General features: G+C 62.1%; 16 protein-coding genes and 1 riboswitch. Of the genes, 11 read left to right on the forward strand and 5 right to left on the reverse strand.

The features are described from left to right. The first annotated feature begins 58 nt into the window (after positions 1-58). Both CFB17_RS02125 and mdoH read left to right on the forward strand, forming a co-directional pair. Positions 59-1,684, forward strand: a complete 1,626-nt coding sequence (locus CFB17_RS02125; protein ID WP_165769375.1) for a glucan biosynthesis protein — start codon at positions 59-61, stop codon at positions 1,682-1,684. Between the two features lie 2 nt (positions 1,685-1,686). Further along, on the forward strand, positions 1,687-4,194 hold the full coding sequence (mdoH, locus tag CFB17_RS02130; RefSeq protein WP_088559726.1) for a glucans biosynthesis glucosyltransferase MdoH: 2,508 nt from the start codon (positions 1,687-1,689) through the stop codon (positions 4,192-4,194). Positions 4,195-4,216: 22 nt separating this feature from the next. Here the strand turns inward: mdoH and CFB17_RS02135 are convergent, their stop codons facing one another. From CFB17_RS02135 to hisC, 5 genes are all read right to left on the reverse strand, one after another. After that, entirely contained in the window at positions 4,217-4,648 is a 432-nt protein-coding gene (locus CFB17_RS02135) for a TIGR01244 family sulfur transferase (protein WP_088559727.1), read from the reverse strand. Between the two features lie 163 nt (positions 4,649-4,811). Beyond that, positions 4,812-5,027, reverse strand: coding sequence for a hypothetical protein (locus CFB17_RS02140; RefSeq protein WP_088559728.1), 216 nt, complete (start codon positions 5,025-5,027; stop codon positions 4,812-4,814). 95 nt (positions 5,028-5,122) lie between these two features. Further along, entirely contained in the window at positions 5,123-5,686 is a 564-nt protein-coding gene (locus CFB17_RS02145; RefSeq protein ID WP_088559729.1) for a gamma-glutamylcyclotransferase, read from the reverse strand. Then, entirely contained in the window at positions 5,683-6,447 is a 765-nt protein-coding gene (locus CFB17_RS02150) for a prephenate dehydrogenase (RefSeq protein WP_088559730.1), read from the reverse strand. Before CFB17_RS02150 ends, CFB17_RS02145 begins: the two co-directional genes overlap by 4 nt. Then, a complete protein-coding gene (gene hisC, locus CFB17_RS02155; RefSeq protein ID WP_088559731.1) occupies positions 6,444-7,568 on the reverse strand; it encodes a histidinol-phosphate transaminase in 1,125 nt (374 codons plus the stop codon). Before hisC ends, CFB17_RS02150 begins: the two co-directional genes overlap by 4 nt. Before the next feature lie 212 nt (positions 7,569-7,780). Beyond that, positions 7,781-7,858, forward strand: a riboswitch (SAM riboswitch). A 95-nt stretch (positions 7,859-7,953) separates the two neighbouring features. Between hisC and CFB17_RS02160 the strand changes: the two genes are divergently transcribed. The 9 genes from CFB17_RS02160 (at position 7,954) to CFB17_RS02205 (ending at position 17,938) form a co-directional block, all read left to right on the forward strand. Continuing rightward, positions 7,954-8,907 (forward strand): homoserine O-succinyltransferase, encoded by a 954-nt coding sequence (locus tag CFB17_RS02160; RefSeq protein ID WP_088559732.1) that lies wholly within the window; start codon positions 7,954-7,956, stop codon positions 8,905-8,907. Between the two features lie 121 nt (positions 8,908-9,028). Then, on the forward strand, positions 9,029-9,895 hold the full coding sequence (gene galU, locus CFB17_RS02165) for a UTP--glucose-1-phosphate uridylyltransferase GalU (RefSeq protein ID WP_088559733.1): 867 nt from the start codon (positions 9,029-9,031) through the stop codon (positions 9,893-9,895). An 81-nt stretch (positions 9,896-9,976) separates the two neighbouring features. After that, a complete protein-coding gene (gene pgmG, locus CFB17_RS02170; RefSeq protein WP_088559734.1) occupies positions 9,977-11,383 on the forward strand; it encodes a phosphoglucomutase/phosphomannomutase PgmG in 1,407 nt (468 codons plus the stop codon). 153 nt (positions 11,384-11,536) lie between these two features. Next, a complete protein-coding gene (locus tag CFB17_RS02175) occupies positions 11,537-11,905 on the forward strand; it encodes a response regulator (protein ID WP_322112115.1) in 369 nt (122 codons plus the stop codon). Between the two features lie 667 nt (positions 11,906-12,572). Continuing rightward, the gene (locus tag CFB17_RS02180) at positions 12,573-13,964 is read left to right on the forward strand and encodes a hypothetical protein (protein ID WP_133063816.1); all 1,392 of its coding nucleotides are present in this window, start codon (positions 12,573-12,575) and stop codon (positions 13,962-13,964) included. Positions 13,965-14,248: 284 nt separating this feature from the next. Further along, positions 14,249-14,869 (forward strand): hypothetical protein, encoded by a 621-nt coding sequence (locus tag CFB17_RS02185; protein ID WP_088559737.1) that lies wholly within the window; start codon positions 14,249-14,251, stop codon positions 14,867-14,869. A gap of 1,130 nt (positions 14,870-15,999) precedes the next feature. Further along, positions 16,000-16,263, forward strand: a complete 264-nt coding sequence (locus CFB17_RS02190) for a hypothetical protein (RefSeq protein ID WP_133063817.1) — start codon at positions 16,000-16,002, stop codon at positions 16,261-16,263. Positions 16,264-16,856: 593 nt separating this feature from the next. After that, positions 16,857-17,429: a peptidylprolyl isomerase gene (locus CFB17_RS02200; protein WP_322112112.1), complete on the forward strand. Its 573-nt coding sequence runs from the start codon at positions 16,857-16,859 to the stop codon at positions 17,427-17,429. 20 nt (positions 17,430-17,449) lie between these two features. Next, positions 17,450-17,938 (forward strand): hypothetical protein, encoded by a 489-nt coding sequence (locus CFB17_RS02205; protein ID WP_088559740.1) that lies wholly within the window; start codon positions 17,450-17,452, stop codon positions 17,936-17,938. The last annotated feature ends 9 nt before the right edge of the window (positions 17,939-17,947 follow it).

Below are 17,947 nucleotides of genomic sequence, written 5' to 3' on the forward strand. Positions count from 1 at the left end.
CTTGCCGCTCGATCGTGGATGATTATGGTCCGGTTCGTCGATGCCGAAAGGATGTAGATTGAACCGGGAGTTGAATAACGCGATGCCGGAGAACCGCCTGACACGCCGCGCGATGGCCCGCGCCGGACTGGGCCTGCTGGGTGGGGTACCGCTTGTTGCGAGAGGCCGAGATGCGAGCGCGCAGGACCAACAGGCGCCCTCGGCCAACGAACAGGCATCCCCGGATCCGTTCGCCCCGAAACCCTTCTCGTTCGAACGCCTTATCGATCAGACGCGTGACCTTGCCAAGGCCGACTATGTGGCGCCGTCGGATCTGCCGGCTGCGCTGACCGCCCTCGACCACGAGGCTTATAGTAAGCTTCGCTTCAGGCCCGAGGCCGAAATCTGGGCTAATTCGCCGGCCTACCGGCTCAGGCTCTTCATGCCTGGGGGCCCCTACAAGTCGGCGGTGCGAATCAATCTTGTCAGTGACGGCATGGCGCGGCCGATCCGGCTCGACCCTGTCATGTTCGACTTGAGCAGCCTCGACAGCCCGGTCGATCTGCCACCGGAGCTTGGCTTTGCCGGCTTTAGGGTAGTCTATCCCTTCGAACGGCCAGACGCCTTCAGCGAGCTCCTTACCTTTCTGGGCTTCAGCTATTTCCGGGCACTGGGGCGGGGCACGAATTTTGGCACCTCCGCGCGTGGTTTGGCCTTGAACACAGGCTTGGGACGGCCGGAGGAATTTCCGGTTTTCCGCGAGTTCTGGCTCCAGGAACCCAGCCAGGCGAGCGATCCGTTGACGATCTTTGCCCTCTTGGACAGCAAGAGCGTGGCCGGTGCCTTTCGCTTCGATATCGTCGTACGTGAAAATACGCGGATCTCCGTCGACGCCAATCTTTTCTTCCGGGGCGATGTCGAGCAGATCGGTGTGGCTCCGCTCACGGGTATGTTTTTCTTCGGTCCGAACGATCGAGCCGGCGTCGACGATTATCGCGAGGCTGCCTATTCTGCGAGTGGGCTTTTGCATTGGGCGGGCTCGGGTGAGGTGCTTTGGCGTCCCTTCGTCAACCCCAGCGACCTGCGGATGAGCGTGTTTGCGGATGAAAATCCGCGTGGCTTCGGCATGGCCCAGCGACCTCGCGATCCCAAGGCTTATGAGGACGTCGAAAGTGGCTTTCATCTCAAGCCCGATGTCTGGGTCGAGCCGCGGGGTACCTGGGGCAAGGGTTCGGTCCGGCTGATCGAGATCCCCACCCAGGATGAGAACAACCAGAATATCGTGGCTTTCTGGACGCCGGCCGATCCTGTGAAGGCAGGCCAGGAGGTGCGCATGTCCTATGCGCTCGTCTGGTCGCTGCCACCCGCGATCGCGCCCGGCCTGGCCACAGTAGCAACGACACGGATCGGTGACGCGCGTCGGCTGGACGGAACGCTGCGTGATGGCGTGCGGACGATTGTCATCGACTACGACGTGCCGGCCGCCGACCAGATGCCACCGCTTGACAAGGTTCAGCCCGATATCTGGATCGGCAATGGCGAGATCGAATCCACGAAGCTTGAGCTCAATCCGATCAATGGCGGTTGGCGGCTGATCATGGCAGTCCGGCCGGGCAACTCGGACGCCGTGGAAATGCGTGTCGCCCTGCAGGAGAATGAACGTGCGCTCTCGGAAACCTGGCTCTATCGCCTGGACAAGAGCTGAGCATGGGCGCACCTGAGGAGGTACTCCTGGACGACCGCCAGGCCCTTCGCTGGATGGCGGCCGAGGAGCGTGTGATGGCCTATCTGCTGGCTGCCGGCCTGGACGCGGCGACGGCCGGCGATGCGGCGAGTGCCGTGATCGAGCGGCTAGCACTTAGCCATAAGCCGGAGACGGCGGAAGAGGCGATACTGCTGGCATTGGCCGAGATCCGTCGCGTTCTTGCCGAGGTGCCGGTCTCCTCGGATTGCTCGCTGGGCTCTTTGTTGCCACATGCCTTGCCGCTCGCGGTTCGCCGCCAGTCCCTCTCGCCCGCATTGCAATGGCGCCAGGGACGTTGGCTCCCAAGGCCCGTGGCCTTCAAGGCGGAGATGCGCGAGCGCCTTGAGCAGGAGCGGACCAGGGTCCAGCCTCGTGCGAAGCTGCCGGCCCGGGCCCGGCGCCGGCGTGCCATCTTCGCGATCCTGGGCCTGCTGACGGCCGCTTGGTGCGTCTCGCTATTCGTCCAGATCCTGGCGATCAACGGGCTGACGATTCTCGACATCGTCCACAGTGTGATCTTCACGATCCTCGTTCTCTGGCTCTCGCAATCTTTCTGGACGCTCTCAGCCGGCTTTGGCGTACGACTCTGGCGTTTGCTGCGCGCACCGCGCGTCGCACCTCCCGGATCGTTTGTGCCATCGCCCGACGTCCGGGGGCGTGCGGCACTCGTCATGCCTATTTATAACGAGGGGACGGAGCGGGTATTCGATGGCCTGAAGGCGATGTGGACGGACATGCGGCGCGAGGCGCCGGACGATCGCCGCTTCGACCTTTTTATCCTGTCCGACACCACCGATCCCGATGTCTGGCTAGCCGAAGTGGAGGCTTGGCGTCGCCTGCGCCTCGAGGTCGGCGACATGGACCGCATCTTCTACCGGCGGCGCGACCGCAATGTCGGCCGTAAAGCCGGCAATATCGAGGATTTCGTCACGCGCTTTGGCGGGACCTACGAATATATGGTCGTTCTCGACGCCGACAGCATCATGACGGGCAAGAGCATCTTCGATCTCGTGCAGCGCATGGATGACAATCCCACGGTCGGACTCATCCAGGCGCCGCCCAAGCTGGTGCGCGGCAAGACGCTCTTTGCCCGCGTGCTGCAGTCGGCGGGCGAACTCTATGGCCCCCTCGCGGCTGGCGGGACCGCCTACTGGGCGGCGGGCGAGGGCAATTATTGGGGCCACAACGCGATCATCAGGACGCGGCCCTTTAGCGAACTCTGCGGCCTGCCCCAATTGCCGGGCAAGGCGCCGTTTGGCGGACAGATCCTCAGCCACGATTTTGTCGAGGCAGCGCTGATCCGGCGGGGCGGCTGGCAAGTCTGGATCGCCGATGACCTGCCTGGTTCTTACGAGGAGCCGCCGCCGACGATTGAAGACTTCGCCGTTCGCGATCGCCGTTGGTGCCAGGGCAACATGCAGCATGTGCAGATTCTCTTCGCACGCCGGTTGCACTGGGTCAGCCGATTTCATTTTGCCATCGGCATAATGTCATATCTGACATCGCCGCTCTGGCTGATATTCCTCATTCTCTCGGCGATGCAGGCCTGGGAGATTACCCATACGACGCCGCTCTATTTCGCCGAGGACTGGCCCTTTCCGCTTTTGCCGGTGAGCGTGCAGGCAGAAGCCAGCCTGCTCATCACGGTAACGCTGGGGCTGCTCTTCCTGCCCAAGGTGATGGGGATCGTGCTGGCGCTACTCGATCCGCCGCGCCGGCGCGCTTTGGGAGGTGGTTTGCGGATCGTCGCGAGTTCATTGATCGAGACGCTTTATTCAGCGGCGCTGGCGCCCGTCATGATGCTGCTGCACACGCGTTTCGTCGTCTCGATTCTCTCAGGAGCCGCGATCGATTGGACACCTCAACGCCGGGCCGCCGGGCAGAGCCAGTTGGGCGCGACGATCCGCACCTTCTTCTGGGTCATGGCGGTCGGTATCCTGACGGCGATCGGCGTCTGGTTCGCCACGCCTATTCTCTTCTACTGGCTGCTGCCGGTCACACTCGGGATGGTGCTGGTGGTTCCCCTGGCGTTGATGGGAGCAAGCGAGGGCATCGGCCAAGCCCTGCGGCGGCGTGGCCTCCTGCTGGTAAGCGAGGAAACCGAGGAACCTCTCGTCATGCGAGCCCTGGATGAGGCCGAATCGGGCGAGCATCCCGACCCTGGTTCACCCATCGAGCGCATGACGCGTGTCGTCCTGGAGCCAGCTGCCAATGCCCTGCATGTGCAGTTGCAGCGGGCCTATGGGAGTCATACTGCCCGCAATGGTCAGGATCGATGGCTCCTTGAGCGCAAAGCCATATTTGTCGGCCCGATGTCGCTCGATAAAACGGAGCGGCGCGCGCTCCTTGAGGATGCGGACCTCATGGAACGCCTGCACGTTATGGCGTGGCTCCATTGGCCAGGCTATCTCCCAGGTGTGCTCGAAGACCTTGAAAGGTCAAGGCTGACGTCAGCCAAGCGTCTAGGCTGAGGCGCCAGCCGTCCAGGCCGACCTAGAGGCTGGCTTTTATGGTCTCCAGCGCGCGGATGGCCGGGCGAGCATCGTAACCGGCCTCGGCGGCGGCGGCGACAATGGCAGGAATCTGCTGGGTCCGAACCGCATTGAAGGCCCACATGATGCAGGAGCGCGTACCTGTCCGGCAGTAGGCGAGGAAGGGACCCTCGTGATCGTCGACGGCGGCCCAAAAGCTGGCGATGTCACCTTGCGTCATCTGGCCGGAGACCACCGGTACATGCACGTAGTTGAGGCCGGCAGCCTCGGCAGCCTCGCGCGCCTCGGCGTCGGATAGCTGATCCGGTGCCTCGCCATCTGGCCGGTTATTGATGATCGTGTTGATGCCTTCCGCCTTCAACTCGGCGAAATCCTCGACGGCAAGCTGCGGCGCCACATAGAAGCCATCCGCAACCTTCTTGATCTCGACCATGATGTCTTGAAACCCTCTGCTTGGAGACCGCGCTGGTGGCTCATAAGGAAACGGGACGGCGCGTTCGCCATCCCGTTCTTCGCGGCCCCGGTTTCTGGGCAAGGAGCCTTAGTCGCCGACGAACGCATTCTTCATATAGGCGCTAGGGCGTCGCTCGGTAACCTCAGTTGCCGGAACTTCCCGAGGCAGGCGGCGTTGTCGTCGCCGATGGCGCGGATGTTGCGTCCGGCGGTGTCGAGGTGGCCGGAGGGGCAGTGGTGACAGATGGAGGCGCCGGTGCAGTCGCAATCTGCTGGCCGCCGAACAGGCCAAAATACCAGCCAAGACCGACGACGATGATGATCGCCACGATCACGTAGAGGATACGGCTGCCGCCCATTGTTTGGGTCTCCCGAGTCGTTATCGCGTCAGCAAATTGATTTCGTTGCTTGTGGTGGAGACGTCTCAGGTCGGTAATGGTTCCAGGACGGCGGCCTAGCGCGTCCCGGAGGACCGGCGCTCGACTAGCTTAAGGAGCGTTTCAAGTTCGGGCTCAACGATGCCCAGTTCGCGCAGATGCCGAACAGTGTTCTCCATATACTCGACATTCGAACCGGCAACGCCGCTGGCAGCCTCTATGATCGTCGCGATTGTGCCAAGGTCGAGGTTGCCGGCAAAATCCTCATGATCGGGACGGCTGACATAACACCATGCCTCCACATGCCGATCGGTAGAGGGGAGTCGTAGCGGCAGCTTGAGGCGGTCATAAACGTAGATGCCGCCCACCTGTTCGCGCGCATCTAGATAATCGAGCACCTCGGCCTCGCGCTCCGCTGATACGCCTAGTGCCCGGCCGGTGCATTGCCCTCCGGGAGCGAGTCCAAGGACAAGGCCGGGCAATTCAGGCGTGCCCCGGTAATGCCTGGAGGCGATGCAAAACCGGCGCTGCCAACCAACCAACTCGGCGACCTCGAAGGCATCCGCGGGAAATCCAGGGTTCCACATCAAAGAGCCGTAGCCAAAGAACCAGGCGAAGCCGTCTGTGGCGTCAGTCGTCATCCGGCCTCGCCGTTGTCGGCGGCGTGGTTGGAGAGCCGCGCTTCAAGAGCTCTTGCCGCATCGAAGAAGCGGGTCTTGGCCTCGCCCACATAGGGGTTCTCGCTTTCGATCGCCTGGAACAACTCCTCGGAATCATACCGTACGATCTCCACGCTCTGCATGAGGAGCTCCCAGGTGCGCGTGGTCTGCTTGATGTCGGACACATCGATCTGCACCAGAATTTTGGCGATCAGATGCGTGAGCCCCTGCACGTAGGCCAGTTCGCGATCATGGCGTTCCGCAGTGGTCTCGATCACCTTGAGTCCCAGCCGTTCGCGCAGGAACGCAACGACGCACGCGTAGCTCTGGCCGCGCAGCGGGCAGACAGCGATGTTAAGTCCCGCAATGCCGTTCTTTCCGCTTTGCGGTCCGAAGAGTGGATGCGTGCAGACGATATCGACATTGGCCGGCAGATTACGCGCCAGGATGGCTGCGGGCTTAAGCTTGACCGAAGCGACATCGAGGATGATCGCGCCGGGCCGCAGATGCGGGGCGATTGCCACCGTAAGCTCATCTAATTGCTGCACCGGCACCGCCAGGACGACGATATCTGCTGTGCAGGCAGTCTCCAGCGTGGCCGCGATCTCCACATTATAGGTCTGACGGATACCGTCGAGGTCGCGGAACCGGTCGAAGACCCGCACCCGGAAAAAAGGCGCCAGATGCCGGAGCATGAATGTGCCGAACGCACCGCAGCCGATCAGGCCCAGGGATTTGGTCATCGGTCGGACCCGCCTGGGAGTGTATGTCTGGCCTGGAACGCGCCCAGTACCTGAACCAGCCTGCGGTTTTCGGCCTCGGTCCCGATGCTGATCCGCAGACAATGACCCAGCCCATAGCTGCCCATGCCACGGGGTATCACGCCCGCCGCCTCGAGGAAGGCTTCGGCGGCCACCGCATCCTGGCCCAGCCGGCGCGGAAATTCGATCAGGAGGAAATTGCCAAGGCTGGGCCAGACCTTGAGGCCCAGGCCCTCGAGTTCCTGCTTGACCCAAGGCAGCCAACGATCGTTATGGGCTCGCGCTGCGGCTTGATGGGCGAGATCGCTCAAGGCCGCAATGCCCGCCGCCTGGGCCGGCAGGCTCACATTGAAGGGGCCGCGTACGCGGTGCAAGGTATCGACGATGCGTTTCGGACCAAACAGCCAACCGAGCCGCAGGGCCGCCAGGCCGAACAGCTTGCTGAACGTCCGCAAGCTGACGACATTCTCATATTGGTTGGCTAGGCTCAGCCCACTATCGTAACCGGGCGTTCCCTCGGCGTATTCGGCGTAGGCGGCATCGACCGCGAGGATGACGTGCGGCGGCAAGGCGGCGTGCAGTCTTGTCAACTCGGCCCCGTCGATGAAGCTGCCGGTCGGATTGTTGGGATTGGCGATGAAGAGAATGCGGGTCCGGCTTGTCACTCTTTGCAGGAGCGCGTCGACGTCGCTGCGCAACTCCGTCTCGGGTGCCTCGATCACGTGCGCCCCGGCTGCCAACGCCGCCAGCTTGTACATGAGGAAGCCATGCCTGCTGGTCAGCACCTCGTCGCCAGGACCGGCATAGGCACGGATCAGGACAGCGATGAGTTCGTCGGAGCCGGCACCGCAGATGATCCGGCTCGGATCGAGGTCGAATCGACGAGCGATCGCCTGGGTCAGGGTTTCCGATCCGCCTTCCGGATACCGGTGAAGGCTGGCGGCCGTGGCCTGATAGGCCTCGATCGCGTGAGGACTGGGCCCAAGCGGATTTTCATTCGCGGATAGCTTGGCGATGTTGGCGCGATCGCCTGAACCGCCTTTGCCACCCACATAAGGAGTGATCTCGAGAATGCCGGGGCGCGGCTGTGGAAATGAGGACATGGACCGTCGATCGTTGCAATGAGGGCGGGCTCGTCCCGCCGCCTTTCGATCCCCGCGGCAAGCTTGCCAGACGCGAGGTCGCAAGGTGAACGAGGCGCATAGCCCTCATGGCCCTGCTCACGCAAGGATTCTTCACATCTGCGGCCGGACCTGTCGCACGCCGCGAGCGCATGCCGGCCTTGTCTTGACTTGGCGGTCAGCAAGGCCCACCTCAATCCGCTGGTGGTGATTTGGCTGACCGGCTTGCGGCCACCTAAAACAAGCAGCTAAAAGGTTGAGAGCAACTTCTCTTGCGTCTTGATCTGGCCGGTCGGCCCGCCGCCAAGCGGGTTTTAGACGTGCGGTTCGGCGAGGCGAAGGCCGGCCGCGTGGACGGAGAGCAGTTGTGCCGATCAAGATCCCGAACGACTTGCCAGCCTTTGAGAAGCTGCGTGTCGAGGGCGTGCCCCTCATCGGTGCCGATGACGCGCTGCGCCAGGACATTCGGCCAATGCAGGTTGCGCTTCTCAACCTGATGCCTGACAAGCCCAAGACGGAAATGCAGCTGGCACGTCTCCTCGGTGCTACGCCGTTGCAGATCGAGTTAACGCTGCTTACCACTTCGAGCTACCGGCCCAACACTGTGCCGCTTTCGCATCTCCAGTCGTTCTATCAGACTTGGCAGGACGTGCGGGAGCGCCGTTTTGATGGCCTGATCGTCACGGGCGCGCCGGTCGAGCTTCTGCCGTTTGAGGAGGTCAAGTACTGGAACGAACTCTGCCAGATCTTCGACTGGTCGCGTACCAATGTACATTCTTCTTTTCATATATGTTGGGGTGCGCAAGCTGCGCTCTATCATTTTCATGGCGTTCCGAAGCATGTGCTGCCAGTCAAGCGCTTCGGCGTGTTCACGCATGTCGTACGTGAGCGGCAGGATACGCGGCGACCGAATTTGATGCGGGGGCTGGACGATTATTTCCAGATTCCGGTATCCAGGCATACTGAAGTGCGCGAGGCGGATCTGCCGGCCGACGCAGGGCTGGAGGTTCTGGCGCAATCCAATGCTGCCGGTCTTTGCCTGCTGCATGAACCGCGATTCCGGACAGTCTATATGTTCAATCATCTGGAGTACGATACCTACACGCTGCATGAAGAATTTCAGCGTGATCGGCTCAAAAGTCTAGGCGATGTGGCGCTTCCGTCGAATTATTACCCTGATGATGACTATGAGAAGGCGCCGCGCAACTGCTGGCGCGCTTACGCCCACTTGCTTTTTGGCAACTGGGTCAACGAAATGTATCAGACTACTCCCTATGATCTCGAAATGATCGGTCGGGAGCGTCAAGCGGCCGCTGCCTGAGGCTCGTAATCTCGCGTGGCGATTGATCGTCGGCCAATTGATAGATAAACGATCTCGGGTTGGGCAACCATATTGAAGCCCAGCCCTTATTGTGCGCGTTGTTTTTCTAAAGGACCGTTTCATGGCGAAGCTTAAGACTGCCGTATTTCCAGTGGCAGGCCTCGGTACCCGTATGCTGCCAGCCACCAAGGTGTTGGCAAAGGAAATGCTGCCAGTCATCGACAAGCCGATTATTCAATATGCGGTCGAGGAAGCGGCGGCCGCCGGCATCGAGAAGTTTGTCTTTGTCACCGGACGCGGCAAAGTGATGATCGAAGATCATTTCGATCGCGCCGTCGAACTCTTCGAGACGTTGGCTAAGCGGGGCAAGAAAGCGGAGTTGGAGCGACTGCAGCGCGAACTCTACACGCCGGGCGAGATCGTTTCGGTACGGCAGCAGGAGCCCCGCGGCCTTGGGCATGCGGTCTGGTGCGCCAGGCATCTGATCGAGGAAGAGGCCTTTGCGGTTATGCTTCCCGATGACCTTATCACGGGCGAAAAGGCTTGCCTTGCCCAGATGGCGGAAGCGCATGCTGAGACCGGCGGCAACGTTATCGCCGTCATGGAGGTGGCGAGTGAGCATACCGAGCGCTATGGGGTCATCACACCGGGCGCGACAACGGGACGGCTGACCGAGGTCAAGGGGCTGGTCGAAAAGCCGAAGCCAGAGGTTGCGCCGTCGAGGCTGGCCGTGATCGGGCGTTATGTCCTGACAGCCGACGTGTTCGCCCATCTCTCGGCGCATGAGGTGGGTGCCGGCGGCGAGATCCAGTTGACTGACGCAATGGCCAAGCTGATTGGCGTGCGGCCCTTCCATGGGCTGGCCTTCGAGGGGCACCGCTATGATTGCGGCGACAAACTGGGCTATCTTGAAGCGATCGTCGGCATCGCGCTCGGTCGGTCCGACCTCAAGGACGGCTTTGCCCAGATCCTAAAGCGCTACGCTTGAGCAACAGGCGGCGGCGGACTGCCGTGTAATCGAACATATTGATAAGGCCTTCCTATTTTCGGAAGGTAGGGGACCCTAAAGATGAGTGATTTGGCGCACCGGTTTCATCCCTCCGTGCTACGTGAGTATGATATCCGCGGCATCGTCGACGAGACGTTGTTTCCTGCCGACGCCGCGGCTATCGGCCGGGCCTACGGCACGATCCTGGTGCGCCAGGGGGGGAAGACGGTCGCGGTCGGTCGCGATGGCCGGCTGAGTTCGCCCGCGCTCGAGGCAGCCTTGATCGATGGGCTGATAAGCGTCGGCATCGAAGTTTTGCATGTGGGGTTAGGCCCCACGCCGATGCTCTATTTTGCCGTCAATGAGCTGGGCGCCGATGGCGGGATCATGGTGACCGGTTCGCATAACCCGCCCACGCATAATGGCTTCAAAATGATGCTGGGCAAGAAGTCGTTTTTCGGCAAGGACATCGTTGAACTGGGCCGGGTCGCGGCCGCAGGCGACTTCACCAACGGGCAGGGGCGGGTCCAGGAGATCGATCTTTTCGAGCGGTATGTCGGCCGTCTGCTGCAAGACTATCATGGCACGCGTCCGCTCAAGGCGGTCTGGGACGCTGGCAACGGCTCCGGGGGCGCAGTGATGGCGGCTCTGACGGCACGCCTGCCGGGCGAGCATGTCTGCCTCTTCGCCGAGATTGACGGCGCCTTCCCCAATCACCACCCGGATCCGACCGTGCCGGAAAATCTCCAGGCCCTTATCGCCAAGGTCAAGGAGACCGGCTCCGAGATCGGCATCGCCTTCGATGGCGATGCCGATCGGATTGGCGTGGTCGATTCGGATGGCCGTATCGTCTGGGGGGATCAGATCTTGCAGATCCTTGCCTCCGACGTCCTGGAGCGGCTGCCGGGCTCGACGATCATCGCCGATGTCAAGGCCAGTCAGGTCCTCTTCGACGAGGTGGCACGGATGGGCGGCAAGCCCTTGATGTGGAAGACCGGCCACTCGCTGATCAAGGCCAAGATGATCGAGACGGGGGCGCCGCTCTCGGGTGAGATGTCCGGGCATATCTTTTATAAGGACGGCTTCTACGGTCACGATGACGCGCTCTACGTTGCCGTACGGCTTTTGGACATCCTGGCGCGTGGCAGCAGGACGCTCAAGGATTTCAGGGATGCCATGCCCGAGACCTTCACCACGCCTGAGACGCGTTTTGAATGCGCCGAGGATAGGAAGTTCGAGGCGGTGCGGAACGTGAAGGCCAGCCTTGCCCTTGAGAATGCGAATGTCGACGACGTCGACGGTGTGCGCGTGAAGACGGACGACGGCTGGTGGCTGTTGCGGGCCTCAAATACCCAGGCGGTGTTGGTGGCTCGCGCGGAATCGACGAGCGAGGCAGGGCTCGAGCGGCTCAAAGCCGCAGTCGTCGCCAATCTGCGCAAAGCGGGCGTCGACGCGCCCGATTTCAGTTCCTCTGCCGGAGCGCACTGAGGCAGGGCCCATCGGGTCTTTTGCTGCAGCGCAATCCGTGGCGTTAACCGGCTGTTAAGTCGCACGAGGGTAATCTTTGTGAGTGAACCGGTCTGGATCAAGGCCGGCCTTGCCGCCCCAAGGAAAGAGAGCCCCGTGCAATTCGATAAGAACATGCCCGTCTTGATCGTCGACGACTACAAGACGATGCTGCGCATTGTCCGCAATCTTCTAAAGCAGATCGACCTTGCCGACGTCGACGAGGCGACGGACGGTGGAATGGCCTATTCGATGATGAAGGCGCGCCCGTACGGGCTGGTCATTTCCGACTGGAACATGGTGCCCGTTACCGGTCTCGAGCTTCTACAGAAGGTCCGGGCTGATTCGGATCTGAAGCATACCCCTTTCATCATGGTCACCGCCGAGAGCAAGACTGAGAATGTCATCGCCGCCAAGGCAGCCGGCGTCAGCAACTATATCGTCAAGCCATTCAATGCCGAGACCCTGCGCGCCAAGATTGCGGCCGTCATGAGTGCGGCCTGAGCGCGAGCGAGCGGAAAGGTGCTCGCCTGTCATGCTCGGAGCGGAATCGCCCGGGAGGCTACCCCAATGGCGGGACCCGTTTGACCCCAAGCGACAGCAACGCTCTTGCGGCGAGGCGGGCAAGCTCGGCGCACAGGGAGCTGATCGTCCGGCCGTCAAGCTCGATGAGCGGCCCTCCCTAGGTTCAGGCGGCGCATTGCATGTCGGTTCGTCGCTGGTTGTTATCCTGATCGGCCTTGGCATTTTCGCCGGCTCGACATCTATGGGATTGGCACAAAGTAGCGAGCCCGGACGAGCTGCGTCTGCAGCAATTCCGGCCCTCATCGGGACGGCATGGACGGCGGCCGCCTCTGGTCGCGACCGCGCGCGGGCGAGGATTGCAGGGCCAGGAAATGCGGCGGCTGCAGTCGACGGCGGCTCGCAGCACGCATCGGCCATTCTCGGCGCCACAGCCAACGCGACAAGCATTGCGACCAGCAAGGTCCGCGTTGCCATCGGACGGACTGCCGTCGAGGAGGCGGCACATGCGGCAGCGACTGTCCAGTCGGGAGGCGTGTTGGTTCCCACAGTGAATTCGTTTCCGTCTATGTCCCCTGCCGAGACCTCCGCCCAACCGGCAAGCGAAACCGGCCAAACCGTGTCAGCATTGGGGAGCGAGGTGTCGTCGGTGACGGCAAACGATACGGCCCGGGGCAAGGGTGGGGGGCGTGCCGACAAGGCCCCGGGTACTGCTTGGCAGGGCGGGCCCAATTCGGCTGCCTCCCTGAGCCAGCCGGCGGCAACGGCGGCAGCGGACTGGCCGGGCGTGGATTTCCGAGCGCTGGCGGCCGGGGCGTTCCCACCAATCAATGGCAGCCCGATCGACCGTGCTCGGCGCCTAGTCGCACTGGGGCTTGGTGCGGAAGCCTTGGCCGTGCTGGGCCAGGCTGACCCGCTCGACCGCGCTTATCCGTTTCTTAAGGGGGCAGCCGCCTGCTTGGCCGACCGCCCGGATGCGGTATTGGTTTTTGATCGCGCGCTCGATGCCGAGCCCGAAATAGGCTTTTGGCGGACGGTGGCAGCCTTGCGCCTGAGCCGCGCAGTCGATCCCGCAGCGCTACGCGCCGCCATAGGCACGCTCCTTGCCTATCCCAAGGAGATTGCCCGGCGCTTCGTCCCGCTTATCCTCGACGCGATGTTGGCCAAGCGCTCCTTGAGCGATGCCGCACGACTTGCCGAACTCATTCCCTTGAAGTGGCCTGAGCTTGCCGGAGAACCCGCCATCCAGCTTCTGCAGGGGCGGGTGCATCTCGCGGCTGGTGATACCGATAAGGCGCGCAATATTTTCGAGGTCGTGGCCCGCAGCGCCGACTTCGCTTCGGCAGTGGCTGCGCGGAAATATCTCGTCGATGCCGATGTCGCTGCTGGACGGCTTAACCTAGCCGCGGCTCTCATCCTCCTGGATCGTCAACGCCCGCTCTGGAGAGGCCAGGACTTTGAAGAGAGCTTCATGGATGATCTGGCGTCGATCGCCGATCAGGCCGGTCTGGTGGATCGCCAGTTGGCGGTGCTGAGCGAGATTGCCAGTTCAGCGGCCAACGCGGAGGATCACGATCGCGCTTTGGCTGCTGTCCGTGCCGCGCTGCTGGCTGCGGTCGATCGCCACGACCTGGGCGCAAAGCTTCGCGTGATGGCCTATGTGCGCATGCAGCCACAACTGGCCGAGGGGGCAGGTGATGGTCTCCGCGTGAGGGCGATCGCCAAGGATCAGGCCGAGACGATGGGACTGCCGCTACAGGCCCTGGCGGGCAACTTCTCAAAATTCGAGTCGCCATCGAATCCGGCGGCTGCCGCGTCGACCGCAGACGATCGCAAGATCGTGATCGAGCCCCCGCCGCGCAAGCCTGCTGTCCTCAACGTTGCTGCGATGGTTGATAGCGCGGCGTTACCACCTATCGGTAAGGTAGCGGGCGAGCCCGACGCCATCGCCGCCGCCTTGGATCGGGAAATCGCTGCTGCACATGCGGTCCTGGCAGCGGCGCGCGAAACGCCCTCCTCTTCATCGCCGTTGGCACCCTGAGACGCTGCCATCATCCCCTCAGTTTGGGCTTCATCGCGGCAAATGGCGGCGTTGCGTGCCTTGTTTGACAGGACCGAAAGATAACGTTCCTACGCCGCTACTCGCCCGGAAGGATCGGTCGGACCTTGCTTTCAGGCTATTTGCCTCCCGTCCGATCATGACGTCTTGAACTGCCGCCCGCCATGCCCGAGGTAGAAACGGGTTTCGCTGGCAATGGAGTTTAGCCGTCTCGACTTTTCGGTTGTCGGGCGGCAGAAAAATCATGGCCAAATGGAGGATCGAGGATGCGGCGTGGACGGCGATTCGGCCTGCTGGTCGGATTCCTGCTCCTCGTTCTTGGAGGCTGGAGCCTTTGGGCCGAGGTCGATGATTGCGGCGGGCTCTGCATCTATCCCAGCCAAGGTGCGGTGCATGTCGGCGACATCCATCCGATTGGCGGCATTGTTTATGTTGGCGCCACCGCTTGGTTTGCCATACGTTACGTCGAGCCGATTCGCCTCCGGTTCAACAGCGGTGGCGGCGACTTTGCGACGGCGCGGTTGATGGCCGCCTGGACACGCTTTCTCACCAGTTACCATCCGATCCGAGCGGAGTTGTCGGCAGATGCCCGCTGCGGTAGCTCCTGCACGATCATTTGGGCCGCGGCGCCGACCCGCATCGCCGATCGCAATGGTGTCTTCTTCTTCCACGCGGTGCGCTGGGCGCTGATCAGTGACCCGGCCTGGCGTTTCGTCGGCCTGGGCGGCCAGACTCGCCTGATGTCTGCGGCCGTAGCTGCCGTCGATCCGCGTCTCGCCGCCTATCTCGAGAGCCGGGGGGCCTATGACGGCCAAGGTCGGGACGTCACGCTGCTGGCTAGCGACATCGCCGCTCTCGGTGGGCCCTATGTCACCGTGCGCCGCTAAAGGCGATCCTGCCTCCAGTCATTCAGGGAGCGTTGCGCTGACAGGGAGCCGCCGACCCAAATTTCGCCAAGCGCCCGCGAGGCTGAAGCGACCTGCCGCGCCGTCTCGAAGGCGATCCTCCGAGGCGGTGTGCTCCAAAGGATGGTCAGTGCTGGCAGCTCCTCGGGCATGCCGCGTGACCAAAAGCCTTGCGCTGGAGGCGGTTAAGAGATCGATGGCTGGGGGCCAAAGCGGTTTTCTGCGGACCGTTCCGCCTTCCCGTAGTGGGATGTGTTGCCCTGGGGCAAACCGCGCCTCGTTCTCCGTCACTCGGCCAGTCTTTGGAGAGGCTCGTTTCGCGTGGCGCCGATGCCCCGACACTTCCGGACCGTCCGTCCGCCCCGGTGAACGAATAAGAGAAGGGATGCGACGCTTGCAGATGGCTGCTCGGTTACACAGTTCTGGCCGCAGCACGTCGAGTGGGTCAGAGTGTCGCGTCATGGCGGCTCATGCTCGGCCTCTCGCGCTCTAGAGAGCCTGCCAATGCACCACGGCCTAAGCCCGGTATGCTGGTATCGGCGGCCGGGTCCAATCGCCGATCGACGTGGTGATGTCGGACCGATCCTGATTTCTCCTCGCGTAACCAACCTTTCACTCTTGCTCGGCATTATCCTGTCTCGGATGTCCGTGTGGATGGTTGATCCTGGCAAAAGAGCGCCTTTCGGGGATCGTCGTCGTCAGCGGCCTATTGCAAAGAGCCCTTTGATGGGACCGGCAACCGCGTCGCTCGTCGGCGGGCCGCAGCGGTCCCGCTTAGGCGATAAACGCTAATCGACTTCCCCAGCTCTCGTTGCCGATCGTAACTCTGGCGGCGATGGCGAGTGCCGAAGAGCGGGGGGATGGTCGATACCCCACCGGCGACGGTGGATCAGGTGGTCCCATGGCACGTGCACCAAAGCGCTGCTCGTTGATGCTATCTCAACTACAGTCATATCCTGGGACGCGAGCCACGCACGAAATCGCAGATTCTTACGGTGGCCAGCGTCCGTTGCCATAGCCTGATGCGTACATCGTCAATGCCGGTATTGCGCCACGTCGCCCGACCTTAATAATCCCATCCCGTAATCAGTTTTTAAGACGGTGATCCCGCCATGATCGAAACCAAGAGTGTAGTTGGTACCAAGCCATCACTGGTTTCGCACGCGATGGATAAGGGAACTTTATTGAACTGGGCTCGTCGAACCCTCAATCCGGCGATGGTCGTGCAGCTTTCTCGCAATGCCGAAGGCATGGAGACGCTACGCCGCATGGAACAAGCTTCCCGGCCGTTCTCGCTCGCCTATCGGATCGAAATCGCCCCGATCGCGGCCTTGCTGCGCTGCGTCGAGTATGTCCTGGCCCGGACCGACACGTAGCGCTGAGAGGTTTCGTGCCGACATTTGGGGACGAGAGGGCCCATGGCCTTCGTCGAAGATTGCCTTGGTGTCGCCGAGACCGCCTTGGAGGGAGGGATACGTTACAGTTCGACATCGGCCGCCGTTATCTCGACGAACTTTCGCTTCCTCCCGTCGGTGCTGAGCGAGATTGAACTCTCACACGTTGCGATCAATGGGCGCGCTGGCCTTGGACAGATCGCAAGGTGATTTCAGCCCCGATCATCCCGTCGCGGCTTGTTCGAGCGCGCGTTGGGATGTGGACGGAGCCGAAGCGCATCTCGCCCGATCAACCCATCATGCTGGCCGGCTATCTTGTGCGGGTCGGTCGCCATTAGTCCGCGTCGGGTTTTTGCGACAAGGATCACCTGACGCCAAGCGCATGGAGGCCGGCTCTTCAGCCTGTCGTCCATGACGAATCGCGACATGTCCGATTGCGCTCGAGAGCAATACCGAGGCGACGAGTAAGGAAATTAGTGGCGGGTGGTTTCGTCCGCTGCCAAACCCTTCTAGTTGTGCGCGACGAGAGCGGCATCTGGTCCAGCTGTCGCTCGCTAGCATGGGAGAGGAACGTGATGACACGGAGACAGGCAGCCTTGGGCTTGGCGGCGATGATGGCAGCCGAAGCCGGCGCCGGGGGCGCCAGTGCTGCCCCCGCGGTCGAGATCCCGGCCGGGCTCGATCCTGAGAACACGCTGGTGATCGTCCTGGAAAATGGCCCAGTCATCGTGAAGCTGTTGCCCGACGTGGCGCCCAAGCACGTTGCGCGAATCAAGGAACTGGCGCGTGCTGGCTTCTATGACGGCATCGTCTTCCACCGCGTCATTCCCGGCTTCATGGCGCAGACGGGTGATCCGACGGGGACCGGTACGGGTGGATCAGACAAGCCCGACCTCAAGGCGGAGTTCTCAAAGACGCCCTTCGAGCGTGGCACGCTCGGCATGGCACGAACGATGAATCCCAACAGTGCCAACAGCCAGTTCTTCATCTGCTTTGCCCCCGCACCGCATCTAAACGGCCAGTATACCGTTTTTGGTCAGGTAGTTCGCGGCATGGACAACGTTGACAAGATCCCGACGGGCGAGCCGCCCCGTGACCCGGGCAAGATGCTCAAGGTCTATGTCGCAGCTGACGGTCCCAAAAGCTGAGCCTCAGGCTTGCCCAGGCGATGACGCGGTCGGACTGGCCGCGTGTCGTCCTCTGCTGGGTAATCGGGTTGAACGAATTGCTCGGCGGGGCCATTGGGCTCTATGTCTCGTTGCCGGAATATCTGCGCGTCGCCCGCTTCATCCCTGTCGTCAACCAGGGCTTCATTCTCCTGGGCATCGTGCTGTTTGCGGTGGCGATCATTGCAGGTCTTCTTTTGATGGACGGTCGGCCGCAGGGCTGGAATCTATCCTTGTGGGTCCAAGGCCTGCAGATCCTGTCCATCCAGACGAGCGTGCTGCTCTATGAGCTCGTGCTCGGCTGTTATTTGAGGCTCTCTACCGAGGCCACGCATCTTGGCGCCTTGAATCTTTCCTTCGGCGGCGGCTTCAACGCCGCTGTGACCATCGGTCCAGCCCAGAATGTCGAGAGTTTCGTCGTCTCCTTGAACCTTCTGGCAATCCTGGCGTTTGCCGTCCTCGTCTGGCTACGTCCCCGCAGGCCCGTATAGCGGGCCGTC

It is taken from the genome of Arboricoccus pini (genome assembly GCF_900187945.1).
Classification (GTDB): Bacteria; Pseudomonadota; Alphaproteobacteria; order Geminicoccales; family Geminicoccaceae; genus Arboricoccus; species Arboricoccus pini.

Bases quoted from the DNA above. Each gene is read 5' to 3' on its own strand.
- hisC (WP_088559731.1), bottom strand. From the start codon at position 7,568: ATGTCCTCATTTCCACAGCCGCGCCCCGGCATTCTCGAGATCACTCCT.
- CFB17_RS02200 (WP_322112112.1), top strand. From the start codon at position 16,857: ATGACACGGAGACAGGCAGCCTTGGGCTTGGCGGCGATGATGGCAGCC.
- CFB17_RS02175 (WP_322112115.1), top strand. From the start codon at position 11,537: ATGCCCGTCTTGATCGTCGACGACTACAAGACGATGCTGCGCATTGTC.
- CFB17_RS02135 (WP_088559727.1), bottom strand. From the start codon at position 4,648: ATGGTCGAGATCAAGAAGGTTGCGGATGGCTTCTATGTGGCGCCGCAG.
- galU (WP_088559733.1), top strand. From the start codon at position 9,029: ATGGCGAAGCTTAAGACTGCCGTATTTCCAGTGGCAGGCCTCGGTACC.
- pgmG (WP_088559734.1), top strand. From the start codon at position 9,977: ATGAGTGATTTGGCGCACCGGTTTCATCCCTCCGTGCTACGTGAGTAT.
- CFB17_RS02150 (WP_088559730.1), bottom strand. From the start codon at position 6,447: ATGACCAAATCCCTGGGCCTGATCGGCTGCGGTGCGTTCGGCACATTC.
- CFB17_RS02205 (WP_088559740.1), top strand. From the start codon at position 17,450: ATGACGCGGTCGGACTGGCCGCGTGTCGTCCTCTGCTGGGTAATCGGG.
- CFB17_RS02185 (WP_088559737.1), top strand. From the start codon at position 14,249: ATGCGGCGTGGACGGCGATTCGGCCTGCTGGTCGGATTCCTGCTCCTC.
- CFB17_RS02145 (WP_088559729.1), bottom strand. From the start codon at position 5,686: ATGACGACTGACGCCACAGACGGCTTCGCCTGGTTCTTTGGCTACGGC.
- mdoH (WP_088559726.1), top strand. From the start codon at position 1,687: ATGGGCGCACCTGAGGAGGTACTCCTGGACGACCGCCAGGCCCTTCGC.
- CFB17_RS02140 (WP_088559728.1), bottom strand. From the start codon at position 5,027: ATGGGCGGCAGCCGTATCCTCTACGTGATCGTGGCGATCATCATCGTC.
- CFB17_RS02190 (WP_133063817.1), top strand. From the start codon at position 16,000: ATGATCGAAACCAAGAGTGTAGTTGGTACCAAGCCATCACTGGTTTCG.